This window comes from Saccharopolyspora kobensis, assembly GCF_900108315.1.
Taxonomy (GTDB): Bacteria; Actinomycetota; Actinomycetes; order Mycobacteriales; family Pseudonocardiaceae; genus Saccharopolyspora; species Saccharopolyspora kobensis.
In genome coordinates, this window is sequence record NZ_FNVB01000010.1 from 135,084 (window position 1) to 159,289 (window position 24,206).

Below are 24,206 nucleotides of genomic sequence, written 5' to 3' on the forward strand. Positions count from 1 at the left end.
ACCGGTTCGTGCTTCGGTGAACCTCGCCACGTCACCGGCCGGGCCGGGTGGTTGCGCGAAGTCGGTGCGACCGTGGAAGATTGCGCTCCCGTGCGAATCCATCGAGCCTTCACCTACGCCGGCGTGTGGTTGGTGGCGACCACCGCCGCCGTCACGGTGACCTGGCTCGGCGTCCGGGACATCATCCAGGACACGGTGTTCGACCAGCCGGCACCGCCGAAGGCGGCCCGTCCCGTCGTCGCACCACCACCGCCGCCGAGCACGCCGCTCCCGGCCCCCAGCAGCACCTCGACGCCCGAACCCCCGCCTCCGACCACAGTGGACACCCAAGTCCCCGAGCCGCCGCCGGAGAGCGAAACCGCCGCTGACGTGCGCACCTTCGAGGTGGACGGCGGCACGGTCGTGCTCTCGGTGCGCCCGGAACGCGCGACGCTGATCTCGGCCACGCCGCGCCCCGGCTACACGGTTCAGACCTGGGAGCACCCGGACGGCTGGCTGCGCGTGGAGTTCAGCACCGAAGACGACGCCTCCACGCTGATCGCCACCTGGCACGCGGGCCCGACCTCGGTCGAAACCTTCGAGCACTAGCTCACGCCAGAGCCACTTCCCGCAGCGGCGAGCCGCCGTCGATCAGGAGCCGCCCGCCCGGCACGAGCGCTTCCCGGATCCGCCGACGCGCCGCGACACCGGCCTCCGGGTGGCGGCCGTCGAACGCGCCCACCCGGACGGCGAACGCCAGGTCGTAGGCGAATTCGCCGGGCAGCAGGGTGAATTCCTCCGCCGCCACCTGCCGGACACCGAGACGTCCGCCCGCGATCGCCGGAGCGGCGTTGCGCTCGGTGAGCGCGACGCCCTTCGCCGAGCGGTCGATCACCAGGACGTACCCGTCGGGGCCGACTCGCTCGCACACCGCCAGCGCCGCGGCACCGGGAGCGCCGCCCACCTCCAGGACGCGCATCCCAGGTCGCAGCGGCAGCGCCTCGACGATCGCGGCGAGCCTCGGCGAGAGCTTCACGGTTTCCGGGCGATGCCGCCGAGGAGGAGTCGCCGCGCCGGTGCCGGCCGCTCCGCGCGCGGGCCGTCCGGCCACCAGTCGGACAGCGTCACCAGGCCCGGGTCGAGGAGTTCCGCGCCCGCGAAGCAGGCGGCGATCTCCTCGCGGGTGCGGAACCGGCCGGATCCCAGCGCGCTGCGCAGGAAGACCGGCTCCAGCCGTTCGGCCAGCTCGGCGGCCTCCGGGTCTTCCGCACCGGGTCGGAACAGGTGGCTCAGCACCAGGTAGGAACCCGGCGGCAGTGCCTCGAAGTAGCGCGCCATCAGCTCCGCCACCCCGACTTCGTCCGGCAGGTGGTGCAGGGTGCAGAGCTGCAGCAGCGCGATCGGCCGCGACCAGTCGAGCCCGCGGGCGATGACGGGATCGGCCAGCAGCGCCGCCGGATCGGCCAGATCACCGGCCACGTACCGGACGTCCTCGTTCTCGGCGAGCAGCGCCCGGCCGTGCGCCACCACCATCGGATCGTTGTCGACGTAGACCACGGTGGCGTCCGGGTTCGCGCGCTGCGCCACCTGGTGGAGGTTGTCCGCGGTGGGCAGGCCGCCGCCGCAGTCCAGGAACTGGTCGATCCCGGCGGTCCCGGCCAGGTACCGGGTGGCGCGCACCAGGAAGGCCCGGTTGTCGCGGGCCAGCTCGCCGAGCCCCGGCGCGACCGAGAGCAGCTCGCCCGCCACCACCCGATCGGACGCGTAGTTGTCCTTGCCACCCAGCACGGCGTCGTAGACCCTGGCGATGCTCGGCCGCTCCGGGTTGATTCCGCCGGGAATCGCCTCACCGGTCCGCGTCATGAGCTCCCCCGATCGACAGCGCCTCGACGCACACAGGGTATTTGATCGGTTTCGCCTGGTTACGGCCGGGTAGGCTGGTCCAATCCGGGCAAGGCGCTCGACCTGCGGCCCGATTCCACTACTATGCCGTCCCGTAACGTTCCACGGTCGGATCACGACTAGTCGTCGTAGTGTCCATTCCCCAGGAGGTCTCGCGTGGCCCCGGACAGCGCCACGAGCAGCGGTCCCACTGCGCGCCGCCTCGTGCTCGGCAGCCAGCTGCGCCGGTTGCGGGAGGCGAGCGGGATCTCCCGCGAGGACGCCGGGTACGCGATCCGCGGTTCCGGATCGAAGATCAGCAGGCTGGAGCTCGGCCGGGTCGGCTTCAAGGAACGCGACGTCGTGGACCTGCTGACGCTCTACGGCATCTCCGACGACACCGAACGCGAGTCCTTTTTGGACCTGGTCCGCCGCTCGAACGAGCCGGGCTGGTGGCACCGCTACAACGACCTGATGCCGGGCTGGTTCCAGGACTACGTCGGACTGGAGGAATCGGCCTCCCGGATCCAGACCTACGAGATCCAGTTCGTGCCGGGCCTGCTGCAGACCGAGGGCTACGCCCGCGCGGTGGCCACCCAGGGCCGCCCGGAGTTCACCGAGGACGAGCTGGACCGCCGGGTCCGGTTGCGGATGCAGCGGCAGAAGCTGTTCAGCCAGCCGAAGGCGCCGCGGGTGTGGGCGGTCATCGACGAATCGGTGCTGCACCGCCCGATCGGCGGCCGCGAGGTGCTGCGCGAGCAGATCGAGTTCCTGCTCGAAGCGACCAGCCTGGCCTCGGTGACGCTGCAGATCCTGCCGTTCGAGCTGGGCAGGTCGGGCGCGGAGGGCGCGTTCACCATCCTGCGCTTCGCCGAACCGGAGCTGCCGGACATCGTCTACCTGGAACACCTCTGCGGCGCCCTCTACCTGGACAAGCCGGACGAGGTCGAGGTCTACAGCAAGGTCAGCCACCGGCTCGCGGTGGACGCGCAGACCCCGGAGCAGACCCGCAAGACGCTCAAAGCCGCCCTCGCCCAGGCCTGAGCACCCGGCCCGCGCTGGCCATTTTTAGACACGCCGATCACTCGCCCAGAGCAGCCGATTCCGCAGCTCTCTTCGTCGCGCGCGGAAAATCCGCAGGTCACGAGGCGTGCTGACGCGCGCGAACGACCGAGCACACGACCGGCCACCAGGTCCAGACCACAGTGATCAACGTCTCACCGGCGTGCACGTGCATTCAATCGTGCATCTGCACCTGCTAACTTGTCTGCACGATCAACTGCACGTGCAGATGGTCGTGCAGCGTTAGTCGGGGAAATCGGGGGGTTCGGATGCCGAACATCCAGAACGGGATGCCCGCGAAGCAGCTGCCCAACGCGGCGTGGCGCAAGAGCCGCCACAGCGGAGCAGTGGGCAACTGCGTCGAACTGGCACCACTGGTCGATGGTGGGGTGGCGGTCCGGAATTCCCGCTATCCGGAGGGACCGGCACTGGTCTACAGCCGGGACGAGATCGCCGCCTTCCTGCACGGGGCCAAGGACGGCGAGTTCGACGACCTGATCGCCTGACGGACCGGGACTTTCCGCAGCAGCGGAAGCCCGAACCGCACGACGGATATCGGTGGCGCCATGTACGACATTACGAACGGCCTGCAAGCCCTGGTCGCGCGCGACTTCCAGTTCGCGCACCCGCGTGATGCCGACGGTGGCCTGGTCGCCGTGGTCGGCATCCGGGTGCACCGGGGTGTTTTCGACATCCTGCAGCTCTTCGGGGAGAACGACGCCGACGCGGCCCGGGTCCCCGGCGACGAACCGGACGTGCTGTTCCCGAGCAAGGTGCTGTGGCGCACCAACGGCTCGGCGCGCGACGTGATCAACGAGCTGCTGGGTCTCGCCGACCCCGCCCCGGACATGGGTTCGCCCGCCGCGGGCTGCTGGATGCCGACGCACGCCGGCCGCTCGACCTGGCTCGCGGTCCCCGCCTGACGCGGCGGCACCGCCACAGACCCCGCCCCGACCCCGGCGCTTGCGTCCTCAGTGGACTGCGCCCGGGAACCCCCGAAGAGATCGAGTTCCCGCGGTGGACCGCGGGAACTCGATCGGGGTCCTCAGTGGACTAATCGTCCGGCGCGGTGGTGTAGGCGTGCAGGTGGCTCGCCGCTTCGAGCATCGCGCCGGCGCGGGCGGTGATCTCCGCGCGGCGCTGCGCGATCGCTTCGCGCAAGGCGTCGCGGCTGCCGGTCCGGCGCAGCTCGTCCAGGACGTGGCGGACCTGCGGGAGCGGGTAGCGGCCCTGGCGGAGCATGTTGATCAGCTGCGCGTCGCGGACGTCGGCGGCGCGGTAGCAGCGGTACCCGGTGCCCCGCTCCCGGTCCGGCGTCAGCAGCCCCTCGGCTTCCCAGACGCGCAGCGCCGAAGTCCGCACTCCCAGTTGACCGGCCAGTTCACCGATGCGCAGATCCGCCTTCGGCGCACGAACCCGGTCGGCCACCGCCTCCAGCGCCGCTGCCGTCCGGTCCAGGCCCCGGCGCTGCTCGTGCAGGGCCGCATGCCCCGCGTCGATCAGTTCCAGCGCCTTCGGCAGCTCGTCCGCGTGCACCGCGCGCATGATCTCCTGCCCGGTTCCGATGCCGAATCCCCTGACCAGCGCCCGGTAGGTGAGCAGCGCCCGCAGGTGCCGCCTGCGGAAGCTGCGGTAACCGGCCTCCGTGCGCTCCGCCGGCGGCAGCACGCCGTCGTCCAGGTAGTTGCGGACCTGCTGGGTGGAGATGCCCGCCGCCCGGGCCAGGTCGACCGGGCGCAACCGCTCCTTCGGAGTCGTCATCGCTCGAAGGCTATCCAACGGAGTCCCCGGCCGGGGGTGTCGCCGGCTGCACCCCGCACCGGGGTTCCCGCGTCATCGTCCGGCACGTGCTCCCGCTGCGAATCTTCGTCGGCACGCAGCGAAAGGGAGGACGACATGAAGAGGACACTGCTCGCCGGGATGGCCGCCGCGACCTTGCTGACCGGTGGCGCGATCGGGCCCGCGATCGCTTCCACCGGTGACCGCACGGCGATCCAGCAGAGCCTGGACGGGCTCGTCCGCGACGAGCACTTCCCCGCCGCGCTCGCCACCACGGGCATCGGCGATCGGGCCCGGTCCTACGTCGCGGGCACCGCGGAGCTCGGCGACCGGACCCCACCGCCGCTGGACGGGCGGATCCGGGCGGGCAGCAACACCAAGGCGTTCGTCGCGGTCGTCGTGCTGCAGCTGGTCGCCGAGGGGAAGGTCGGCCTCGATTCGCCGATCGAGGACTACCTGCCCGGCCTCGTCCGCGGCGAGGGCGTGGACGGGCGACAGATCACCGTGCGCCAGCTCCTGCAGCACACCAGCGGATTGCCGAACTACACCGAACACCTCGGCGTCGACGACCTGGAGGCGCTGCGCGACCGCTACGTGCAGCCGCGGGAGCTGCTCGACATCGCGCTCGCCCACCCCGCGAGCTTCCCGCCCGGTGCGCGCTGGGAGTACAGCAACACCAACTACGTGCTGGCCGGGCTGCTGATCGAGCGGGTCACCGGCCGCCCGGTGTCCGAGCAGGTGACGGACCGGGTGATCCGGCCGGTCGGGCTGCGCAACACCTACTGGCCCGGCATCGGGGACCGGACCGTCCGCGGGCCGCACCCGCGCGGCTACGCCGCCAATGCGGACGGCCGGGTCGTCGACGCCACCGAGATCGATCCGGGCTGGGCCTGGGCCGCCGGTGCGCTGATCAGCACCAACGGCGACCTGAACGAGTTCTACAGCGCCCTGCTCGGCGGGAAGCTGCTGCCCGCCGAGCAGCTCGCGCAGATGCGCACCACCGTGCCCGCCGACCTGGGCGACGGCGTGGAGTACGGGCTCGGCCTGTCGAAGACGCCGCTGTCCTGCGGTGGCGAGTACTGGGGCCACGGCGGTGACATCTTCGGCTACGAGACCCGCGGCGGCGTCACCGACGACGGCCGCTCCGCCGGAGTCGCGGTCACCGCGCTGCCCGGCACCTCCGGCGAGGACGACGCGGAGCAGAACATCCGAGCGGTGCTCGCCGCCGTCGACACCGCCCTGTGCGACGGCCGCTGAGCCACCACCCGCGCCGGTCAGGTGCCGTGAGTGCTTTGGGGTGCTATAGCGCCCCGAAGCACTCACGTGCCACCACCAGCGAAAACGCTAGGCCGCGCCCAGGTTCGGCACGTCGGAGCAGAGCCGGTCGACCAGCCGGTCGCCGAAGGTGCGGTCCGTCTCCAGGACCACCCGCACCGTCGCCGCCCCGTTCTCCGGGAAGCCGCGGTACTGCCCGCGCAGGTCCGCGACCGTCATCCCGCGCGCCGGCCCGTCGCCGGTCTCCACGTCGACGGGCACGACCGGGGCGAGCAGCGGCTCGACGTCGCCCACCGCGATCGCCGCCGCCAGCGGGTCGTGGCAGGCGGCCTTGCGCTCGCCGAAGGCGTGCCGCGCGTAGAAGTCCAGGTACAGGTCGAGGATCGCGGCGGTGAAGGTCGCGACCGGCGAGCCGAACTCGGCCAGTCGCCGCCGCTGCTCCTCGGTGATCGCCTCGGTCATGGTGGCGTCGAGCGGGACCAGGGTCACCGGCCAGCCGGCGCGCAGCACGATCCGCGCCGCTTCCGGGTCGTTGCTGATGTTGGCCTCGGCGACCGGCGTGACGTTGCCCGGGTGCAGCATCGCGCCGCCCATGATCGTGACGTGCTTGACCAGCCGGGGCAGTTCCGGCTCCAGCTGCAGCGCGGCGGCGAGGTTCGTCAGCGGGCCGACCGCGAGCAGGTGCACGGTGCCGGGGTTCTCCCGCGCCATGCGCACGATCAGCTCGGCGGCGGGTTCCGCGATCGGCGAAGTCCTGGGTGCCGGCAGGTCGGTGTTGCCCAGGCCGTCCGCGCCGTGCACGTCCGGCGCGAGATGCCTGTTGCCGCGCCGGTCGTGCTCGGCGCCGACGGCCACCGGGATGTCGGACCGGCCGACCAGCTCCAGCACCCGCAGCGTGTTGAGCGCCGCCGTGCCGGGGTCGGTGTTGCCGAACACCGTGGTCACCGCGCCGATCCGCACGCCCGGATCGCCGAGCAGGTACAGCAGCGCCAGCGCGTCGTCGATGCCGGTGTCGCAATCGACGATCAGGGTTTCCTCGGACGCCATCGGTTGCTGCGCCTTTCTGCTTCGGGTCATCGGGACTGGCGCACCGGGATGCCCGGTGCGCCGCTGGGCAGCGCGTACTTGGCCGCGATCAGCGGAGCGCTCTCCACCGACACGACCTGGGTGATCAGCACGACCGGCGTGTCCGGCGACCGTCCCAGCACCTCGCCGCGACGCCGTCCGAGCACGGTCGCGGTCAGCGAACTCGTGCCGCTGAGCGGCAGGTGCAGGGCGGTGACCGCGTGCAGCATCGTGCGCGGCTGCGCCGCGGCGGCGGTCAGCGCACCGGGGAGGGCCGGGTCGACGGCGGCCAGCGCATCGTCGGGCGCGCACCACTCCTCCACCAGGCAGCTCGGCACCCCGTCGACGGCGACCACGCTCTCCCAGAACCGAATCTCGCAGCGGGCCGGGACGGGCAGGTGCTGCATGACCAGATCCGTCGGCTCCTCCACCGCCCGGACCAGCGGCCGGACCACCGCGCCGTCCCCGCCGAGCAGCTGCTCGACCGGTTGCAGCCGCTCGAAGCCGCGCCGGGCCGGGCGGGCGTTGACGGTGCGGCCCACGCCGCGCCGGACGGTGATCACGCCGTCCTCCTGCAGCAGGATCAGCGCTTCGCGCAGCGCCGGACGGCTCACCCCGAGGTCACCGGCGAGTTCCGGTTCGGCGGGCAGCGTCGAGCCCGGCGGGTAGGTACCCCGCCGGATCGCCTCGACGATCCGCTCGTAGAGCTCCACGACCGGTCGTCGCTGCGGACGCCTGGCCGCCATGCCGAACTCCCTTGCTGTTGTCAGACAAGTTAGGAGAGCTCGGTCCCGGCAGTCAAACGGGTATGCGGCACGTCACCACCCTCTTGTCTGACAACAGCGGGCAGCGGTGAGAAACGCGCTCGGAGCAGGTCTACCTAGGTGGAACGACCGCGCGAGATGCGCGTGAACGGAGTAGACAGTACCCCCGACCGGTCCAGTCGACCCGAACCGCCGGGTCGAAGAGCTTCCAGGGAGCTAGCGATGAGTCGCGTCCGAGTACTCGTGGGCACCCGCAAGGGTGCGTTCGTCCTGACCGCGGACGGCAAGCGGCAGGAGTGGGACATCAGCGGGCCGCACTTCGGCGGTTGGGAGCTCTACCACCTCAAGGGCTCCCCCGCCGATCCCGACCGGATCTACGCCTCGATGTCGCTGGGCTGGTTCGGCCAGCAGATCCAGCGCTCCGACGACGGCGGCCGGAGCTGGCAGCCGGTCGACAACCACTTCGCCTACGAGGGAACGCCCGGCACCCACCAGTGGTTCGACGGCAGCCAGCAGCCGTGGAAGTTCACCCGCGTCTGGCACCTCGAACCATCGCCCACCGATCCGGACACCGCCTACGCCGGGGCCGAGGACGCCGCCCTGTTCCGCACCACCGACGGCGGGCAGAGCTGGCACGAGCTGCCCGGCCTGCGGCAGCACGGATCGGCCTCCGGCTGGCAGCCCGGTGCCGGCGGCATGTGCCTGCACACGATCATCCAGGCGCCGGAGGACGCGAACCGCTTCTACACAGCCATCTCCGCGGCGGGCGCATTCCGCACCGACGACGGCGGGCAGACCTGGAAGCCGATCAACCGCGGCCTGCGCTCGGAGGGCATCCCGTCCCCGGATGCCGAGGTCGGCCACTGCGTGCACCGCCTGGCCGTGCACCGCGAGCGCCCGGACGTGCTGTTCATGCAGAAGCACTGGGACGTGATGCGCAGCGATGACGCCGGCGAGTCCTGGTACGAGATCAGCGGGGACCTGCCGACCGACTTCGGCTTCCCGATCGACGTGCACGCGCACGAGCCGGACACCGTCTACGTGGTGCCGATCAAGAGCGACGAGCAGCACTACCCGCCGGAGGGCAAGCTGCGCGTGTACCGCAGCCGGACCGGCGGCGGCGAGTGGGAGCCGCTGACCGACGGGCTGCCGCAGAGTCATTGCTACGTCAACGTTCTCCGCGATGCGATGGCGGTCGACTCGCTCGACGAGTGCGGCGTCTACTTCGGCACCACCGGCGGCCAGGTCTACGCATCGGCCGATGCCGGCGACAGCTGGCGGCCGATCGTCCGCGACCTGCCGTCGGTGCTCTCCGTGGAGGTGCAAACGCTGCCATGATCCGCGTCCGACTCCCCAACCACCTGCGCACGCTGGCCGGGATCACCGACCGCGAGGTCGTCCTCGACCTCGACGGGCGACCGACGCAGCGCACGGTGCTCGACGCGCTGGAAGCGCGATATCCCGTGCTGCGCGGCGCTGTTCGCGACCGCGAGACGAAGCAGCGCCGCGCGTTCATCCGCTTCTTCGCCTGCGAGCAGGACCTCTCGCACGAATCACCGGACTCCCCGCTCCCGCCGGAGGTCGCCGCCGGCGCGGAGCCGTACCTGATCGTCGGCGCCATGGCCGGTGGCTGAGCCGACTACTTAAACGAAAGTGTGGTCGGCCAGCGCGCCCCGGCGTGTTGACCGCGCACTCGATCACGCCGGTGGAAGGTTGTCCGCGTCTCACGCGGCCGGGCCCGAAGAACCGGGTTTCACGGCCGGTTCGACGCAGAACGGCAATCAGTCAGATCGGAGTTTCCGAAGTGCGCACCACGATTCGTGTCCTCCTCGCCGGCGCAGCCGCCACCGGGCTGCTCGCGATGGGCGCCAGCCCGGCGCTCGCCGCGAAGGACAAGAAGTCCGACGACGACTCGACGGTCACCGCGGCCGCGGAAGGCGGCAACGGCGGTCACGCCGGCAACGGCGGTTTCGGCATCAACGCCTGCCCGGCGATCGGTCTGCTGGCCAAGGCCGAGGCCAGCTGCGGCGCGGGCAACGGCGGGAGCGCCAACGGCGGTGACGCCGACGCCTACGCCGAGGACGACAGCCGGGACGAAGAGGAAGAGTGAGCTGACCCGTGCCAACCCCGACCAACCGCATCCCAGGTGATCTCGACGCGACCCCGGACCGGGAAACCCCGGCACGCGTGATCACGTCCCCGCGCGCGACCACCACTGCGAACCGAGGAGGACCGGGACCGCGAGGCAGGACGGTGGCCACCGCTGTCCGCCTGCTCGGCAGCGCCGCCGTGCTCGGTCTCGGCGTGATCGCGCCGAGCCTCGTCATCGCTCCCGACGGCCTCGCCGAGCCCTCCGCCGATGCCGAGCGCGGCAACGCGGGCAGCCCGGGCGAGAAGGGCAGCGGACTCGGTGTCTGCCGACTGCTCCAGTCCAGCAACCCGATCACCATCGAGTGCTCGAGCGGGACGAACGGTTCGAGCGCGGACGGTTCCGAGTCGGTCTCCGCCCAGGGCGGCGACGAGGAGGACTGAGCGGCGGCGCCTTCCGCGCCCGGACACGAGAATGGGTCGGCTTCCCAGTGGGAGCCGACCCATTTCCGCTGCGGGGCCCGGGTGCGGACAGTGCGAACCAGCACCCGGGTCGCAACGCTCACTTGCCGCGCTTGTACACCCTGTCCTTGCTGTCGTCCTCGGCGTAGGCGTCGGCGTCGCCGCCATCGGCGCTGCCGCCGTTGCCCGCGCCGCACTCGGCGGAAGCCGGGGCCAGCACACCGATCGCCGGGCAGAAGTTGATGCCGAAACCGCCGTTGCCGGCGTGGCCGCCGTTGCCGCCTTCCGCGGCCGCGGTGACCGTGGAGTCGTCGTCGGACTCCTTGTCCTTCTTCGCCGCGAAGGCCGGGGACGCCGCCAGGGCGAGCACTCCGGCGGCGGACAGACCAGCGAACAGGACACGCACAGTACTGCGCACTGCATGACTCCAATCGGATTGGGAACCAGTGCCGTCAGGCTCTCCGCACCTCTCCGGCGGAAACAACCCGGACCGACGCGTGGACCTTCCCACCGGAACCCGCAGGACAAGCACATCGACATGCGAAGCGCAGCGCCGATCACCCGTAGGAGCGAACGATCTTCCTTGCCACGGCAACGAAAACGCCTGGGGCTTCGGAAAAAATGAAATATGCCGACCCGCACTGAGCGGATCGGCATATTTCGTCAACCAGACGCTACGGCGTTGCCCGCCGTCGTCAGTCGTTGCCCGCGATGGAGGAGGCGTCGCCGCCGACACCCGCGCCACCGTTACCGGCCGACGCGTTCCCGCCGTCACCGCTCGACAGGATGCTCAGGCCGCTGAGGACGTTCACGCCCACGCCACCGTTGCCACCCTGACCGTTGCCACCGTAGGCCTGGGACGACGCGTGGTCGTCGCCCTTGCCCTTGCCGTGCCCCTTCCCGCCGCCGGCGAAGGCGGGCGAGCCGATGGCCAGCACGGTGGCGCAAGCAGCGGTGACACCGATAAGACGAAGCGAAGTACGCATTACTTGGACTCCCATCCATGATCCGATCATCGCCGACCGGCAGTATTCCCGGGGTTTTCCGGGATTTGGGGGGTGCGCCGACCGGCACGACATACGTTGCCATCGATTCCGGGCGTCCCGCATTTCCTGCCACACCAAAGTGGATCAACCGCCACCCGGGCGGCTGCGCGATCACACTGCGTCGTTCAACGCATCGTTCTCCATGAGCGCAACTTAACTGATCAGATGAAGAAACTCGGCTGCCGCGACAAAGATCAGGAAGTAAGATCCCGCCCGATCACGAAACGATCAAGGAAATATCACGGCGAATTCGAGATGCGCCAAGGGCTTTCGCGCGGACTCGGCGTGAGCGGTCTCGCCGTGCGCGCCGGGCGCTGCACACCTAGCGTTCTTTAGCGATCCCGACACGGAAGTACCGCGAGGAGGCAGATCATGGGAATTCACCGCGAGGCAGCAGTCTTTCTGGCCGCGTTGGGCGCGCTGGCGGCCGGTGGCCCGGCGTTCGCCGCAACGGCTGCACCCGCCGGGCCACCGCTGCGCGTCGAAGTGGGCCAGGTGCAGTGCCTGCGCCTGGACTCGCCGCTCGTCCCGGCACATCTGAGGCAGACCTACCCGATGGTCGAGCTGACGATGCACAGCACGGCCAGGGACGACCAGCGCGTCGGCTATTCGGTCTTGGTGAACGGAACCGAGCGCGCGGCGGGCGAGGTCGCCGGCGGCGGGACCTCGGTCAACGCGATCAGCATCGACAACGGCCGGGACTCCCGGCTCGTCGTCACCAGCGGCGGCGCTGTCGTCGTCGACCGGTTGCTGACCGGTCGCTGCTGATCCGGCACGACAACGCGAATCGGGGAGCAGACCGCGGGCCTGCTCCCCGATTCGCGTTGTGACCGGGTTCTTCTCCTCTCACCACCGAATTCCGGCGCGACGAGTGGTGGTGGCTCCACCTCGCGGTGGAGCCACCTAGAACGGGGCGCAGGCAGCTCGCCGGGCTGAGTCACGCCCGGCGCTCGAGCCCGCCTTGGCTCCGGCCCGTGGAGTGCGCGAGGGGGGCCCACGGGACAGCGGCTTTCACGCCTCGTTCCTTGCCGTTCGCGGCAAGCCTGGGGAATGCACCGGTCAGAAGTCGAAGAGCACGCCGGTGCGCGCCTTGAGCGAGCACGAATTGGCCGCCGAGAGCCGGAATTCCACCGGCTTGCCCCGCCAGTTGCCCTTCGCCTCCGCGCTGACGCCGCGACGGTCCTTCGTGCAGTTGCTCGCGGTGCGCGCGTCCAGGCGCTGGATGTTCCCGTCCACGAGCTGCAGCTGGTGGCACGCCGCGACAGCCTGCGGGTGGTCGCCGCCCACCGGATCGCAGTGCAGGGTCACCGACCTCGTCTGCTGGTTGGTCTCGGTGACCGACAACGTCACCGTGCTCTGCCCCGCGGTGTTCTCACCGGCCGCCGCAGCGGCTCCGGGGATCAGCACTGCCACCGCGCACGCCACACCCGCTGCGGCCCGGCCGAGCAACCGAATTTCGGACATTTCGCGTCATCCTCCGTCCGAGCGGAAAAGAAACCCTTTTCTTCTTTACCGCACCGCAGACGATCGCTCCGGGCGAGCAAGAAAGGATCACCGATCGAGCGTCCCCGATCCGGTGATCGCAACTCACCGCCGAACGGTAGGCCCGGCCTCCGCGCCTCCGCCGTCCTTCGACAGGACGACGGTTGCCCCAACCCAGCGGCGGATCCACTCCAAAACCCGACTCTCGGTAATCCGAATTAACCCGCTGGCGGCACCGCTCGACGGCATCCGACAGGTTTCGTATCGACAAATCAGCAGTTCCGCGCCATCTCCTCGTGCAGCGCACGTCGGCGCACAAATCGAATACATCCAGCCCGGAACAACCCACGGTGATTAATCTGACCACTGCCACGATGACCGCTGCCCGATCGCGTGAACACATCAGAGCGGCACCGGCGGGGCACGGCTGCTGACAGCGAACATCCTGGCCCGATCGACGGTCATCAGCGCGAAATGACCAACGGAATATTCACGCTCTCGATCACCAAATGAGGTGAGAACCGATATTTCCGGGTTGCACGCCGTTCCGGGCGCGCTATGTTTTGGGCAGTCCCGCTGCTGCGGGATTTCTCAAATCCCGACCAGGGCCCCGCACAGCCGATGCTCCCACATTGCTGTGCGGATTCCATCCGTCGCTATTCACAAAAGTCATTATGAAAGGGATTTTCGACATGCGTTCTGCCAAGCGCGTCATCGCTGCCACCGCCCTGGGTCTGCCGCTGCTGTTCGGTGCTCCGGCCATGGCATTCGCCGACGGTCACCACGGCGACGGCAAGCCCTGCCACTCGAAGAAGTGCCACGGCGATGTCCAGGAGCAGGAGCAGGAGCAGGAAGCCAGCACCGAGCAGGAGAACACCAACTACTCCCCGATCTACCAGTTCCAGGTCGGTAGCAAGGGCGAGCAGAACGCGGTGAACTGGGTCGACCAGAGCAACGAGAGCTCCACCGAGCAGAACGCCGGCCAGTACGCGGAAGACGAGGACTGAGGTCGCCACTGACCGCCACTGAGTCAGCACAGTGGTAATGACTGCTTGGCCCGGCGAAACTGATCGCCGGGCCAAGCAGTTCGCGTGCTGAGCGCCTCTCACCGCGGTGGATGACCGGACCGGCCGGTGGCCGCGACCGGAACCGCCGCGCAGCACGAGCCGGTGAGACTCATCCAGCCGAGCCGCGAATCAGGATTCGTCCTGGATCGCGGCTTCGTTCTGCTCCGTGTCGTTCTCGTTGCTCTGGTCGACCCAGTTCACCGCGTTCTGCTCGCCCTTGCCGTTGTTGATCTGGGTGATCGGCGAGACGTTGATGTTGTTCTGCACCGTGTGGTTCTGCGTCTCCTGCGACTGCAGCTGCTTCAGGATTTCCGACGCCTTCGGCGGCCGGGCCTTGCCTTCAGCGGCCAGCGCCGGGCTCGCGACACCCAGCAGCAGTGGCAGCCCCAGAACCGCTGCGGTGACCACGCGCTTAGCAGTACGCATCAATTGATTCCCTTCATTGCACTTCCGAATCACCGGGATGGCATCGGCAGGAATATGCCAATGGAATTCCGGTCGCCCCCACTCGGTCGACGGGCAGCAGAAACCTATCGGGAAGTGCGGACTCCGCCCCGGCAGCGACACCGGTGATCACTCCAAGCGGTGACTCGACGCGGGCACGACGAAGCCCGCTGGTCCGGCACGACCGCGCCGGGCCAACGGGCTTCAGAGCCGACTGGGGCGGAATTGGGAGCGCCCCGGGTAAAGCGGGCAGAACTCAGTAGTTCAGGCGGAACACCGCGTTGGGGGTGTCCTGCGAGTCGTACGGGCGAACGCCGAGCACCAGCTGGGTGCTGCGGTACTCGTCAGAGCTCGCGACGACCGCCAGGTGCGGGGTCGACGCCGGCGTGATGACGAAGCCGTCCCAGCGGTGGCTGAGGCTCCACCGCTGAGCCTCGTCCCACTTGTTGCAGGGCGCGGTGAAGACCGGAGCGTTGGGCTCCAGCAGGCTCTCCGCGCACTGGTTGGAGGCCATGTTGCGAATGGTGACCGTGCCGTCCTCCTGCCGTTCGACGTTCCACTGGGCGCGGTCGCCCAGCATGTGGATCGGCTGCTTCGTGCTTTCGACAGCCGGGCCAGAGGACTGGACCCAGTGCGCCCCGTTGGCGACGTTCGTGATTTCCGTGGAGTAACCCCACTCGGCTTGCGCCGAGGCGGGCATAGCCGGAGCCATCGCGAGCGTAGCCATGGCACCAAGAGCACCCAGCATCCAGCGAGCGCGCATCATAACCTCCATGCAAGGAAATTTCGGGTGTGGACGGCGTTTTCGGACGTCCGGTTAGATCTCTACCAGCGCCGTCGGGAAATCTCGCATCGAGTCATCACAACGGGTGGTTGCCAGCGGCGATCGGTAACGACGCGGTGATCGAATCGGATAACAGTCCCCAGTGGACTTTCCCAATCGTGTTACCGCACAACGAGAATGTGACTCTCATTCACGGAAGGTGCGAGTCCGCGGATCAGAGATCGGGCAGCGGATCCGGCGGGAAGTCCCGGGGCGAGGTGAGCTCCGAATCCGCGGCGTTGACCACCGCGACGTACTCCTCGTCGATCTCGTAGTCGATGCCGTCGATCCGGAAGCAGGGCGAGGGCAGCATCTCCACCGGCCCGAGCACGGTGCCGCGCGGCAACCGCGCGAGGACCGACTTCGGCCGCTTCCTGGACCAGAAGCCCGTCGAGAGCACGGTGATCGCCTTGCGGCTCACCACGACCAGCACGCTCGGCTGCACGCTCATCAGGACGTCGGCGGGCAGCACGTAGCGGATCTCGTCGTCCTCGTCGAGGAACGTCCGGATCCGCTTGCGCACGGCCTCGGGGACGGGCATGGCGTGACAGTACCAACCCCGGACGACGGCGAAGCCGCGTTCGGCGCGATCCAGGCCGCACCGAGGCAGCCCGCCTACCGGGCCGAGAGCGGGAGGCGGACTTCGAAGCAGCAGCCGCCCGGAACGTTGCGGACCGACACCGTTCCGCTGTGCGCGTGCACGAGGCCCTGCACGATGGCCAGGCCGAGGCCGCCACCGCTGCTGCCGAACGTCCGCTCGTCCTCGCCCCGCCAGCCCATGTCGAACACCGAGTCGAGGTCGGCTTCCGGGATCCCGCCGCACTCGTCGCTGACCGAGACCGCGGCCCAGCCGGCGGTCGCGCGGACGTCGACCGTCACCGCCGAGCCTTCCGGCGCGTACCGGATCGCGTTGCCCAGCAGGTTGTTGAACACCCGGGTGATGGCCCGGTCGTCGACGTCGACCACGACCGGTTCGATCGTCCTGGCCCGCAGGCCGATCCCGCGCTCACCGGCCACCACTCCGAGCGCCGCCACCTCGTCGCTGAGCAGGTCGTCCAGCGCCACCTGCCGCGGGCTCAGGTTCAGCACGCCGGACTGGATCCGGGAGAGCTCGAACAGGTCGTCCACCATCCCGGAGAGGATCTCGGTGTCGGCGCGGATCTTCCCGCAGTAGTCCCGGAGATCGTCCACGACGCCGTCCTCAATGGACTCGGTGAGGGCGCGCAGCCGGGCCAGCGGGCTGCGCAGGTCGTGCGAGATCCACGCGACCAGCCGACGCCGGGACGCGTCGAGCGCCTGCTCGCGGCGGCGGGATTCGGCCTCGCGCCGCCGCGACTCGGCGAGCTTGTCGCTGGTGATCCAGAGCTCGCGGGCCAGCTCGGCGAACTCGGCGCTCGGCAGGTCCTCCGGTTGCCGGAACCGCTGCTGCAGGCCGAGCGAGCGGGTGGCGTCGGCCAGCTGGCGGCTGCCGTTCATCACCGACCGGCCGAGCAGCAGCCCGATCCCGACGGCCACCACCCCGGCGATCAGCACGACCGCGAGGACCACCCCGGCGGGCAGCTCCGCCGAGCGCTCCAGGAGCACCGCGGTGACGGTGCTGGTGTTGATCGCGCCGACGGTGATGATGATGACCGCCACCAGCGAATAGCCCACCGGGTAGTCGCGGAGCAGCCGCAGGACGACCAGGCCGATGAGTCCGACGCCGAGCGATTCGCACACCGCGATCAGTGCGATCAGCGCCAGGTTCATCGTCCGCCGGCCCCGGCACCGGGGAGGTCGAACCGGTAGCCGACGCCCCACACCGTCTTCAGCAGCGCCGGGCGGGACGGGTCGTCCTCGATCTTCTCCCGCAGCCGCCGGACGTGCACCGTCACGGTGGAGGCATCGCCGAAGTCGTGCGACCAGACCTCGCGCATCAGCTCGTCGCGGCGCACCACGCGGCCCGCGTTGCGGAGCAGGAACGCCAGCAGCTCGAATTCCTTGACCGTCATGCCCAGCTCGCGGCCGGCCTTGCTGACCACGCGTGCCGTGCGGTCCACCACCAGGTCTCCGGCGCGGAGCACCTCATCGGCCGGCGCCGGTGGCACGGCGGCCGTGCGGCGCAGCACGGACCGGACCCGCAGCACCAGCTCGCGCGGGCTGAACGGTTTGGCGAGGTAGTCGTCGGCGCCGGATTCCAGGCCGCGCAGCCGGTGCTCCTCCTCGCCCAGCGAGGTCAGCATGATGACCGGGACCTGGCTGGAGGTGCGCAGCTCGCGCAGGACCTCGATGCCGTCGAGACCCGGCAGCATCACGTCGAGCACGACCAGGTCCGGCGCCATCTGCCGCGCCAGTTCCAGGCCCATCGCGCCGTCCGAGGCGTGCACCGGCGTGCAACCCGCCCGGTTCAGGTAGCCCGTGACCACCTGGGCGACCGTGAGATCGTCCTCCACGACCAGGATCCTCGGTGCGCCGGACCGCCCGTCGGTGCGGTGGTCCGGGGCGCGATCAGCCTGCGTCATCCTTCGAACCCGCTTCTCCCGGTCGACTTCGGCCACAGTATCCGGTCGGCCACGAGGCACGCAGGCAGTCGGGCGGCAGCGGCGCGGGAAGGACGACTGCCCGAAGAGGCTCAGCTGTCGACGTCGGGCTTCTGCACTCCGGCGTTGCGCGCGATGACCGGGTAGTCGTTGTCGGCCAGCGTCGGCAGCCGCGTCCAGCCCCACCTGGTCTCCTGCGAGACGGTCAGGTCGTAGCGGCCCACCGGGTGCTGGTAGCGGACCACGAACACGTTGCCCCACGGCAACCGCGGCGGGCCGCCGGGCAGTTCCGCGGCCAGCCGGGTCTGCGTCCACTCCCTGGTCGTCTGCATCCAGGCGCCGCCCCACTCCAGGTAGCTGATGTTGTCCAGCCACTCCGGCGGCAGCCCTTCGTCGGCGGTCAGCCGCACCGCCGGGGTGTCGGTGATGCCGTGGCGGATGCCGACCTGGTCGACGCAGGGCCACAGCGGCGCGTTGATGTGGTTGGCCAGCACCGCGCGGCCGCTGGTGAGCTCGGTGATCGGGCGGGATTCGGTCGTCTTCGGCTCCGCGACCGCCAGCCACGACCGCGCGCCGGTCACCTGGTCGGTCGCGACGACCCGCACCGACTGCGCTCCCGCCGGGATCGGCGTCGCGAGCTGCTGCCACTCGCGCAGCGCGGACCGGCGCAGCTCCGGGTGCAGCTTCTGCACGACGACCCCGCCGGGAGCGGCGAACTCGACCTTCAGACCCTGGCCCGCGAGCAGCCCGGCCACCGGCACCGTCACGTGCGTGCCCTGGCCGGACAGCGGGTACCAGCCGGTGACCAGCTCGCCGACGCCCGGTGTCGTGCCGTCCGGGCGGTCGGTGTTCCAGATCGTCGTCGGCTCCGGCCACGGACCGGTCGGCAGCACGTTGCCGACCTGGAAGTCACCGGTGAGCTCCGGCTCGCTCGGCGCGCCGAGCCGCCCGGACGGCAGCTGCACGCGGACATCGCTGGCCAGGCCGCAGCCGTCGCCGAAGAGGGTTTGCACGCCGGAGCGCGCGATCGTCCAGCCCGGTGCCTGGCCGATCGGCGCGTAGCTGAACAGCGCGATCATCAGCAGCACCGAGCCGACCGACGCAGCGCCCAGCACCGCGCGGTCCGGGCCCAGGCGCACCGGACGGCCATGGCGGCGACGCCACTTCGCCCAGCCGAACGCCACCACCGCGACTCCGGTCCACAGCAGCGGATTTCGCAGGTAGAGCGGGCCGAAGTGCGGTTCGAGGTTGTTGGTCTGCGAATCCCGGTTGAGGTGTTCGCCGAAGCGCTGCCCGGCGTCGGAGAACGGGATCCACCAGTTGTCCCCGGCGAAGCTCAGCGACACCGCGCCGATGATCAGCAGCAGGCTCGCGCCCACGACCACCGGTCCGGCGCGGCGCGGCAGCGGCGAGCGCAGCAGCGCCGCCGCCAGCAGCACCGTCGGCGCGGCGGCCACCGCGTGGAAGTGGCTGACCCACTTCGTCGGGCTGAACGCGATCAGCACCAGCGCGATCGCGGTGGTGATCGCGCTGGTGAGCAGCAGTCGGCGGATCGGGTCCCGGCCCATCCCGCCGCGACCACTGGCCAGCGCCACGACGGCGACGATCGCCAGCGTCAGCAGCACCGGCAGCCGGCGCGCCCAGCCGGCCGTGTTGAGCATCGTCTTGTAGTGCTCGAACTCCTCGTACCAGGGGAAGGACAGGTAGTACCAGCGGTGGACGTCGGTCGCTTCGAGGACGTCGCCCAGGGTCGCGTCGGCGAAACCCACCGGCACCACGACGGTCGCCGACGCCGCCGCCAGCAGCACCGCCGCGATGCGCCCCGACCAGGGCTGGCGGCGCAGCCAGCGCAGCAGCCACGGCAGGCACAGCACCAGCGGCGCGGCCGCGACCAGGCCGGAGGGCGAGACCGTCATGGCCAGCGCCGCGAACACCGTCGCCACCGCCAGCGCGCCGATCGAGTGCCGCAGGTTCGCGGCCTCGGCGAACAGCAGCGCCGCCGCCGCGAAGACCACGATCAGCGGCTCCGGGCGCAGCGACATGCCGTAGGAGAGGAACCAGACCAGGTGCGCGACCAGCAGCGCCCAGGGCACCGCGCGCAGGTGCGCGGCGCGGCCGAGCAGCGTGGCGAGGACGATGCGCAGCAGCACCCAGGTCACGATCCCGCAGAACATCGGGACCAGGCGCATCCACCAGAGCGACCAGCCGCCGAGCTCGCCCCACCACTGCAGCAGGTACTGGCTGGCCACGAACGGGTTCTCCGTCGTGTTGAACATGTAGACGAAGTTGCCGAGGTAACCGGATTCGCTCGCGTTGCGAGCCATCATCAGGTACCAGCCGTCGTCCATGTTGACCGGCCCGAGCAGCACCCACGCCGCGGCGACCAGCACCAGCACCGCATCGGCTGCGGCGAAGCGGGGGATCGTCAGGCCGCGCATCGACTGCCCGCCGCGCCACCGCCGCCAGGCCAGCACCAGCAGCGCGATCAGGCACGCCGCGTGCGCCAGCAGGAGCGCGATCTTCAGCGCGGTGGGCGAGGATTCGTAGCGCGCATCGGTGTGCAGCGTGACTTCGAGGCCGTCGGTCGAACCGGTGGTGGACAGCTCGGAGACCTGCGGTGGCAGCAGGTCCGGCCGGGACACCAGGAGCGCGCCGTCCCGGGAGACGCGGAGGCCGTCGGCGTCGGCGACCACCTGGTACTCGCACGCCGCGCGCAGCGGATCGGCGAGGATCTCGCTGCCGTCGACCAGGAAGCGCGCTCGCCCCGCATCGGCGGTCACTTCCAGGCCGGGATTGTCCGGCGAGTGCGTGCGCAGCGCCGCTCCCGCGCTGGTGCGCAGCGTTTCGCACGGGATCGTGGCGGTGAAGTCCAGCGGCCGGTACGGCGAGAGCGGCAGCACCGTCGACGGTGCCGGGTCACCGGCGCGCGGCCAGGTGACCAGCGGTGCGTCGGCCTTCACCGGCGCGAGCACGGCAAGCACTCCGAGCAGGAGCGTCAACCCGGCCAGCGCGGCCAGCAGACCGTTGCCGCGCTGACCGCGGTCGTGCGGATTCGACGGCACGCCGCTGCCTCATTCTGGTGTTCCGGGGAAACGGGAGGAGTTCACCGACCGTTCTCGCGGTCGCGATTCCCCCGTGCCCCGCCTGCGGAAGATCGGGACCTCGGCGAGTCTACGCCGAAAACCGGTGCGGTGTCCGCGATTTCGGGACCGCCCGCTCCGCACTGCCCGAGTTGGACGGCATTCGGCGAGACCGGAGCCGCCCACCACGCACTTCTCCGGTGTCCGACCTGCCCCGCGGCCGATCGGGCGCTCCGCCGTTCTGCCACGACCACGGTGGCACGCGCGGCGGAGCGAAAGCGGTTCACCGGTGCGGGTTTTGCCCGAACGCCCGCCCGACGTGCCCCTCCGGCACCGCTGGCGAGGCGGCGAAACGGCCGCGGGCAGTGCGCGGCCGATCGGCGACCACGAATGGAAAAACCCTCGTCGGCGTTGAACGTCGACGAGGGTTCCCGAAGCTGGTGCGCGATACTGGGATTGAACCAGTGACCCCTACCGTGTCAAGGTAGTGCTCTCCCGCTGAGCTAATCGCGCGGGGCGGTGTTGACCGCGTGCCGTAGAGCTTAGCGGAGCCCGGATCGCGGCTTCGCACCACCCCGGGCAATCACGGCGCGCAGCTGCTCCCCGGCGCCGGGAGCAGGAATCGCTGCGCCGCCCAGCGGCCACCGCCGAGTTCCCGGAAGCCGTCCACGACGTTGGGCAGCGCCTCGACCTGCTCGCCCTGCCGCAGGGTGCCGACCTTGCCGTCCGCGGCGTTGGGCCCGGAGCGGACGTTGAGCACGTCGGCGGCGACGTGGAAGGCGCAGGGCTCGGCGGCTTCGGGGGCGCTACCGGCCTGGTTCGCGCTCATCAAGTAGATCGCGCCGATCGCACCGGCACCGACGAGCAGCAGTGAGCGGGGCACGAAGAACACGGCAAACCTCCTGGTCGGGCACTACGCCCCCAGCTTCAGCGCCGACCAGGCCCGGCGGTACCCGGAGCACCCCTCAGCACGCCCCGTTCAACAGCCCGTGTGTCACCCGTGCGCAGGCAGTAGTCCCGGCGGAAAGCGAGAACGCCGCCCCCTGGTGGGAGCGGCGTTCGCGTGAGCTGCCGAAGGATCAGCCGTTGGCCATCTTCTTCTGCAGGTTCTCGTCCAGCGTCGCGAGGAACTCCTCGGTGGTCTGGTACTGCTGGTCACCGCCGACGAGCAGCGCCAGGTCCTTGGTCATCTTGCCGCTCTCGACGGTCTCGATGACGACCCGCTCCAGGGTGTCGGCGAAGCCGACGACCTCGGGGGTGGAGTCCAGCTTGCCGCGGTGCTGCAGGCCCCGGGTCCAGGCGAAGATCGACGCGATCGGGTTCGTCGAGGTCGGCTTGCCCTGCTGGTGCTGGCGGTAGTGGCGGGTGACCGTGCCGTGCGCGGCCTCGGCCTCCACCTTGCCGTCCGCGGTCATCAGCACCGAGGTCATCAGGCCCAGCGAGCCGAAGCCCTGCGCCACGGTGTCGGACTGGACGTCACCGTCGTAGTTCTTGCAGGCCCAGACGTAGCCGCCCTCCCACTTCAGGGCGCTGGCGACCATGTCGTCGATCAGCCGGTGCTCGTAGGTGATGCCCTTGGCGTCGAACTCGGCCTTGTACTCGGCGTCGAAGATCTCCTGGAACACGTCCTTGAACATGCCGTCGTAGGCCTTCAGGATCGTGTTCTTGGTCGACATGTAGACCGGGAAGTTGCGCTCCAGGCCGTAGCGGAACGACGCGCGCGCGAACTCCTCGATGGACTTGCGGTAGTTGTACATGCCCATCGCGACGCCGCCGTCCGCACCGAACTTGGCGACCTCGAACTCGATCGGCTCGCTGCCGTCCTCCGGCGTGTAGGTCATCGTGACGGTGCCCGGGCCGGGGACCTTGAAGTCGCTGGCCTTGTACTGGTCGCCGTGCGCGTGACGGCCGATGACGATCGGCTTGGTCCAGGTCGGCACGTAGCGCGGGATGTTGGAGATGACGATCGGCTCGCGGAAGATGACGCCGCCGAGGATGTTGCGGATCGTCCCGTTCGGGCTCCGCCACATCTTCTTCAGGCCGAACTCCTCAACCCGGGCCTCGTCCGGGGTGATGGTGGCGCACTTGACGCCGACGCCGTGCTTGGCGATCGCGTTCGCCGCGTCGACGGTGACCTGGTCGTCGGTGGCGTCCCGGTGCTCGATGCCGAGGTCGTAGTAGTCGAGGTTGATGTCCAGGTAGGGGTGGATCAGCTTGTCCTTGATGAAGGACCAGATGATCCTGGTCATCTCATCGCCGTCGAGCTCGGCTACGGTGCCCTGGACCTTGATCTTGCTCATGTGGCGGGGTGCTCCTCTCGCGAGAATGCAAGCGGTACGAGCGTACTGCTATCGGGTTCGATTGTGCCCTCCGGCCCGCGCCGACCACCACCCGTATCCGCGCGCGATGCGCCACTGTTCGGCGCGTCGTCCTCGTGTCGTGATCTTCTTCTAGGCTCGACCACCGACGCAGGCGATCAACTAGGGGGCGGCGTGGCGACCGGACCAACGCACGCGATGAGCGGCTTGGCCGCATGGGCGGCCGTGACCGCCCTGGCCGATTCGCACGCGCTCGGGCAATTATCCCCGAAGACCTGGGTGGTCGGGGCCACGCTGGCCTCCGGGGCGGCGCTGCTGCCCGACATCGACCACCCGAAGTCGACCGTGGCCAGCACCTTCGGCGCCATCTCGCGCGGTGCGTCGGCCGGGATCAGCGGCTTCAGCGGCTTCCTCTACCGCCTCACCCGCACCAAGCGCGACAGCGATCGCGAGGGCACCCACCGCGGCTTCACGCACACCGTGGTCTTCGCGGTGCTCGCCGGGCTGATCACCACGGCCATCGTGCAGACCAGCGAGAGCGCGGCGGTGGCCATCCTGATGTTCTTCTTCGCCGGCCTCGCGGTCCGCGGCATCATGCACACCTGGTCGTCGAGCTCGGACGCGATCCTGATCACGGTGGCGTCGCTGCTGCTCACGGTGGCCTGCTGGGCGTGGGCGGGAGACCAGCCGACCAACCCGGCGGCCTTCGGCGTCGCGGTGATGATCGGCTGCATCGCGCACTTCATCGGCGACGCGATCACCGAGCAGGGCTGCCCGATGCTGTGGCCGGTGCCGCTGGGCGGCAAGACCTGGTACCCGGTGGCCCCGCCGAAACCGATGCGGATGCGCACCGGCGGCAAGGTCGAGATGGCGCTGATCGGCCCGGGCCTGACCATCGCGGCGGTGGTGCTGAGCTCGGTGGTGCTCTACCGGATCGGCGCGGCGCCCTGGCTCGCCCAGCTCGACCTGCCGCCGGAGATCATGGCGTGGATCAACCTGTGAGCACCGGATCGCCCGCGGCCCGCCACCCGAAATGATCGCCGAAAATCTCAGGGGATGCGACATTTCGCCC

At 70.0% G+C, this 24,206-nt stretch carries 28 protein-coding genes and 1 tRNA gene; 12 read left to right on the forward strand and 17 right to left on the reverse strand.

Annotated features, from left to right (window positions below; all coding sequences use genetic code 11):
* The first annotated feature begins 90 nt into the window (after positions 1-90).
* Complete coding sequence (locus C4T78_RS29920; protein WP_093352631.1) at positions 91-588, forward strand: hypothetical protein; 498 nt, start codon at positions 91-93, stop codon at positions 586-588.
* 1 nt (position 589) lies between these two features.
* On the opposite strand, the gene C4T78_RS29925 is transcribed toward C4T78_RS29920, so the two are convergent.
* Together C4T78_RS29925 and C4T78_RS29930 are read right to left on the reverse strand one after the other, a co-directional pair.
* A complete protein-coding gene (locus C4T78_RS29925) occupies positions 590-1,015 on the reverse strand; it encodes a class I SAM-dependent methyltransferase (RefSeq protein ID WP_093352629.1) in 426 nt (141 codons plus the stop codon).
* On the reverse strand, positions 1,012-1,842 hold the full coding sequence (locus C4T78_RS29930) for an SAM-dependent methyltransferase (protein WP_093352626.1): 831 nt from the start codon (positions 1,840-1,842) through the stop codon (positions 1,012-1,014). Before C4T78_RS29930 ends, C4T78_RS29925 begins: the two co-directional genes overlap by 4 nt.
* A 195-nt stretch (positions 1,843-2,037) precedes the next feature.
* Between C4T78_RS29930 and C4T78_RS29935 the strand changes: the two genes are divergently transcribed.
* The 3 genes from C4T78_RS29935 to C4T78_RS29945 all read left to right on the forward strand — a co-directional run bounded on the left by C4T78_RS29935 (position 2,038) and on the right by C4T78_RS29945 (position 3,845).
* A complete protein-coding gene (locus C4T78_RS29935; protein WP_093157302.1) occupies positions 2,038-2,904 on the forward strand; it encodes a Sco1979 family transcriptional regulator in 867 nt (288 codons plus the stop codon).
* 287 nt (positions 2,905-3,191) lie between these two features.
* Entirely contained in the window at positions 3,192-3,428 is a 237-nt protein-coding gene (locus C4T78_RS29940; RefSeq protein WP_093157303.1) for a DUF397 domain-containing protein, read from the forward strand.
* Between the two features lie 60 nt (positions 3,429-3,488).
* Positions 3,489-3,845 (forward strand): hypothetical protein, encoded by a 357-nt coding sequence (locus C4T78_RS29945; protein ID WP_093157305.1) that lies wholly within the window; start codon positions 3,489-3,491, stop codon positions 3,843-3,845.
* A 130-nt stretch (positions 3,846-3,975) separates the two neighbouring features.
* Here C4T78_RS29945 and C4T78_RS29950 read toward each other — a convergent pair whose 3' ends face one another.
* Positions 3,976-4,683 carry a MerR family transcriptional regulator gene (locus tag C4T78_RS29950; protein ID WP_093352624.1) on the reverse strand — a complete coding sequence of 236 codons (708 nt, stop codon included), beginning with the start codon at positions 4,681-4,683 and terminating at the stop codon, positions 3,976-3,978.
* 135 nt (positions 4,684-4,818) lie between these two features.
* On the opposite strand from C4T78_RS29950, the gene C4T78_RS29955 reads away from it, so the two are divergent.
* Complete coding sequence (locus C4T78_RS29955) at positions 4,819-5,958, forward strand: serine hydrolase domain-containing protein (RefSeq protein WP_093352622.1); 1,140 nt, start codon at positions 4,819-4,821, stop codon at positions 5,956-5,958.
* Positions 5,959-6,045: 87 nt separating this feature from the next.
* Here C4T78_RS29955 and C4T78_RS29960 read toward each other — a convergent pair whose 3' ends face one another.
* Both C4T78_RS29960 and C4T78_RS29965 read right to left on the reverse strand, forming a co-directional pair.
* Entirely contained in the window at positions 6,046-7,053 is a 1,008-nt protein-coding gene (locus C4T78_RS29960) for a nucleoside hydrolase (protein WP_235863535.1), read from the reverse strand.
* Entirely contained in the window at positions 7,050-7,787 is a 738-nt protein-coding gene (locus C4T78_RS29965) for a GntR family transcriptional regulator (RefSeq protein WP_093352617.1), read from the reverse strand. The genes C4T78_RS29960 and C4T78_RS29965 overlap by 4 nt, the downstream gene beginning before the upstream one ends.
* A gap of 240 nt (positions 7,788-8,027) precedes the next feature.
* On the opposite strand from C4T78_RS29965, the gene C4T78_RS29970 reads away from it, so the two are divergent.
* The 4 genes from C4T78_RS29970 (at position 8,028) to C4T78_RS29985 (ending at position 10,337) form a co-directional block, all read left to right on the forward strand.
* Positions 8,028-9,143, forward strand: coding sequence for a WD40/YVTN/BNR-like repeat-containing protein (locus C4T78_RS29970; protein ID WP_093352614.1), 1,116 nt, complete (start codon positions 8,028-8,030; stop codon positions 9,141-9,143).
* A complete protein-coding gene (locus tag C4T78_RS29975) occupies positions 9,140-9,439 on the forward strand; it encodes a MoaD/ThiS family protein (RefSeq protein WP_093352612.1) in 300 nt (99 codons plus the stop codon). The genes C4T78_RS29970 and C4T78_RS29975 overlap by 4 nt, the downstream gene beginning before the upstream one ends.
* Before the next feature lie 170 nt (positions 9,440-9,609).
* Entirely contained in the window at positions 9,610-9,915 is a 306-nt protein-coding gene (locus tag C4T78_RS29980) for a hypothetical protein (protein WP_177247598.1), read from the forward strand.
* A gap of 143 nt (positions 9,916-10,058) precedes the next feature.
* Positions 10,059-10,337, forward strand: a complete 279-nt coding sequence (locus tag C4T78_RS29985) for a hypothetical protein (protein ID WP_093352609.1) — start codon at positions 10,059-10,061, stop codon at positions 10,335-10,337.
* Positions 10,338-10,455: 118 nt separating this feature from the next.
* Here C4T78_RS29985 and C4T78_RS29990 read toward each other — a convergent pair whose 3' ends face one another.
* A complete protein-coding gene (locus C4T78_RS29990; protein ID WP_177247597.1) occupies positions 10,456-10,773 on the reverse strand; it encodes a hypothetical protein in 318 nt (105 codons plus the stop codon).
* A gap of 277 nt (positions 10,774-11,050) precedes the next feature.
* Positions 11,051-11,341 carry a hypothetical protein gene (locus tag C4T78_RS29995; RefSeq protein WP_093352607.1) on the reverse strand — a complete coding sequence of 97 codons (291 nt, stop codon included), beginning with the start codon at positions 11,339-11,341 and terminating at the stop codon, positions 11,051-11,053.
* 432 nt (positions 11,342-11,773) lie between these two features.
* Between C4T78_RS29995 and C4T78_RS30000 the strand changes: the two genes are divergently transcribed.
* Positions 11,774-12,169, forward strand: a complete 396-nt coding sequence (locus C4T78_RS30000) for a hypothetical protein (RefSeq protein WP_093352604.1) — start codon at positions 11,774-11,776, stop codon at positions 12,167-12,169.
* Positions 12,170-12,460: 291 nt separating this feature from the next.
* On the opposite strand, the gene C4T78_RS30005 is transcribed toward C4T78_RS30000, so the two are convergent.
* Entirely contained in the window at positions 12,461-12,865 is a 405-nt protein-coding gene (locus C4T78_RS30005) for an SSI family serine proteinase inhibitor (RefSeq protein ID WP_093352602.1), read from the reverse strand.
* A 710-nt stretch (positions 12,866-13,575) separates the two neighbouring features.
* Between C4T78_RS30005 and C4T78_RS30010 the strand changes: the two genes are divergently transcribed.
* Positions 13,576-13,890, forward strand: coding sequence for a hypothetical protein (locus C4T78_RS30010; protein WP_093352599.1), 315 nt, complete (start codon positions 13,576-13,578; stop codon positions 13,888-13,890).
* A gap of 189 nt (positions 13,891-14,079) precedes the next feature.
* Here the strand turns inward: C4T78_RS30010 and C4T78_RS30015 are convergent, their stop codons facing one another.
* From C4T78_RS30015 to C4T78_RS30055, 9 genes are all read right to left on the reverse strand, one after another.
* Positions 14,080-14,376 (reverse strand): hypothetical protein, encoded by a 297-nt coding sequence (locus tag C4T78_RS30015; protein WP_093352919.1) that lies wholly within the window; start codon positions 14,374-14,376, stop codon positions 14,080-14,082.
* 274 nt (positions 14,377-14,650) lie between these two features.
* Positions 14,651-15,121, reverse strand: a complete 471-nt coding sequence (locus C4T78_RS30020) for an RICIN domain-containing protein (protein ID WP_143185857.1) — start codon at positions 15,119-15,121, stop codon at positions 14,651-14,653.
* 271 nt (positions 15,122-15,392) lie between these two features.
* Positions 15,393-15,758, reverse strand: coding sequence for a hypothetical protein (locus C4T78_RS30025; protein WP_093352594.1), 366 nt, complete (start codon positions 15,756-15,758; stop codon positions 15,393-15,395).
* 74 nt (positions 15,759-15,832) lie between these two features.
* A complete protein-coding gene (locus C4T78_RS30030) occupies positions 15,833-16,966 on the reverse strand; it encodes a sensor histidine kinase (RefSeq protein WP_093352591.1) in 1,134 nt (377 codons plus the stop codon).
* Positions 16,963-17,718, reverse strand: coding sequence for a response regulator transcription factor (locus C4T78_RS30035; protein ID WP_093352589.1), 756 nt, complete (start codon positions 17,716-17,718; stop codon positions 16,963-16,965). Before C4T78_RS30035 ends, C4T78_RS30030 begins: the two co-directional genes overlap by 4 nt.
* Positions 17,719-17,828: 110 nt before the next feature.
* The gene (locus C4T78_RS30040) at positions 17,829-20,798 is read right to left on the reverse strand and encodes an arabinosyltransferase domain-containing protein (protein ID WP_093352587.1); all 2,970 of its coding nucleotides are present in this window, start codon (positions 20,796-20,798) and stop codon (positions 17,829-17,831) included.
* 456 nt (positions 20,799-21,254) lie between these two features.
* A tRNA-Val gene (locus C4T78_RS30045) sits at positions 21,255-21,329 on the reverse strand.
* Between the two features lie 70 nt (positions 21,330-21,399).
* On the reverse strand, positions 21,400-21,708 hold the full coding sequence (locus C4T78_RS30050; RefSeq protein WP_093352585.1) for an SH3 domain-containing protein: 309 nt from the start codon (positions 21,706-21,708) through the stop codon (positions 21,400-21,402).
* A 187-nt stretch (positions 21,709-21,895) separates the two neighbouring features.
* Positions 21,896-23,116: an NADP-dependent isocitrate dehydrogenase gene (locus tag C4T78_RS30055; RefSeq protein WP_093352582.1), complete on the reverse strand. Its 1,221-nt coding sequence runs from the start codon at positions 23,114-23,116 to the stop codon at positions 21,896-21,898.
* A gap of 192 nt (positions 23,117-23,308) precedes the next feature.
* Between C4T78_RS30055 and C4T78_RS30060 the strand changes: the two genes are divergently transcribed.
* A complete protein-coding gene (locus tag C4T78_RS30060; protein WP_093352580.1) occupies positions 23,309-24,136 on the forward strand; it encodes a metal-dependent hydrolase in 828 nt (275 codons plus the stop codon).
* The last annotated feature ends 70 nt before the right edge of the window (positions 24,137-24,206 follow it).

Bases quoted from the DNA above. Each gene is read 5' to 3' on its own strand.
- C4T78_RS29930 (WP_093352626.1), bottom strand. From the start codon at position 1,842: ATGACGCGGACCGGTGAGGCGATTCCCGGCGGAATCAACCCGGAGCGG.
- C4T78_RS30030 (WP_093352591.1), bottom strand. From the start codon at position 16,966: ATGAACCTGGCGCTGATCGCACTGATCGCGGTGTGCGAATCGCTCGGC.
- C4T78_RS30025 (WP_093352594.1), bottom strand. From the start codon at position 15,758: ATGCCCGTCCCCGAGGCCGTGCGCAAGCGGATCCGGACGTTCCTCGAC.
- C4T78_RS29960 (WP_235863535.1), bottom strand. From the start codon at position 7,053: ATGACCCGAAGCAGAAAGGCGCAGCAACCGATGGCGTCCGAGGAAACC.
- C4T78_RS29950 (WP_093352624.1), bottom strand. From the start codon at position 4,683: ATGACGACTCCGAAGGAGCGGTTGCGCCCGGTCGACCTGGCCCGGGCG.
- C4T78_RS29970 (WP_093352614.1), top strand. From the start codon at position 8,028: ATGAGTCGCGTCCGAGTACTCGTGGGCACCCGCAAGGGTGCGTTCGTC.
- C4T78_RS30010 (WP_093352599.1), top strand. From the start codon at position 13,576: ATGCGTTCTGCCAAGCGCGTCATCGCTGCCACCGCCCTGGGTCTGCCG.
- C4T78_RS30005 (WP_093352602.1), bottom strand. From the start codon at position 12,865: ATGTCCGAAATTCGGTTGCTCGGCCGGGCCGCAGCGGGTGTGGCGTGC.
- C4T78_RS29975 (WP_093352612.1), top strand. From the start codon at position 9,140: ATGATCCGCGTCCGACTCCCCAACCACCTGCGCACGCTGGCCGGGATC.
- C4T78_RS30055 (WP_093352582.1), bottom strand. From the start codon at position 23,116: ATGAGCAAGATCAAGGTCCAGGGCACCGTAGCCGAGCTCGACGGCGAT.
- C4T78_RS30020 (WP_143185857.1), bottom strand. From the start codon at position 15,121: ATGGCTACGCTCGCGATGGCTCCGGCTATGCCCGCCTCGGCGCAAGCC.
- C4T78_RS29940 (WP_093157303.1), top strand. From the start codon at position 3,192: ATGCCGAACATCCAGAACGGGATGCCCGCGAAGCAGCTGCCCAACGCG.
- C4T78_RS29955 (WP_093352622.1), top strand. From the start codon at position 4,819: ATGAAGAGGACACTGCTCGCCGGGATGGCCGCCGCGACCTTGCTGACC.
- C4T78_RS30000 (WP_093352604.1), top strand. From the start codon at position 11,774: ATGGGAATTCACCGCGAGGCAGCAGTCTTTCTGGCCGCGTTGGGCGCG.
- C4T78_RS29945 (WP_093157305.1), top strand. From the start codon at position 3,489: ATGTACGACATTACGAACGGCCTGCAAGCCCTGGTCGCGCGCGACTTC.
- C4T78_RS30015 (WP_093352919.1), bottom strand. From the start codon at position 14,376: ATGCGTACTGCTAAGCGCGTGGTCACCGCAGCGGTTCTGGGGCTGCCA.
- C4T78_RS29995 (WP_093352607.1), bottom strand. From the start codon at position 11,341: ATGCGTACTTCGCTTCGTCTTATCGGTGTCACCGCTGCTTGCGCCACC.
- C4T78_RS29965 (WP_093352617.1), bottom strand. From the start codon at position 7,787: ATGGCGGCCAGGCGTCCGCAGCGACGACCGGTCGTGGAGCTCTACGAG.
- C4T78_RS30035 (WP_093352589.1), bottom strand. From the start codon at position 17,718: ATGACGCAGGCTGATCGCGCCCCGGACCACCGCACCGACGGGCGGTCC.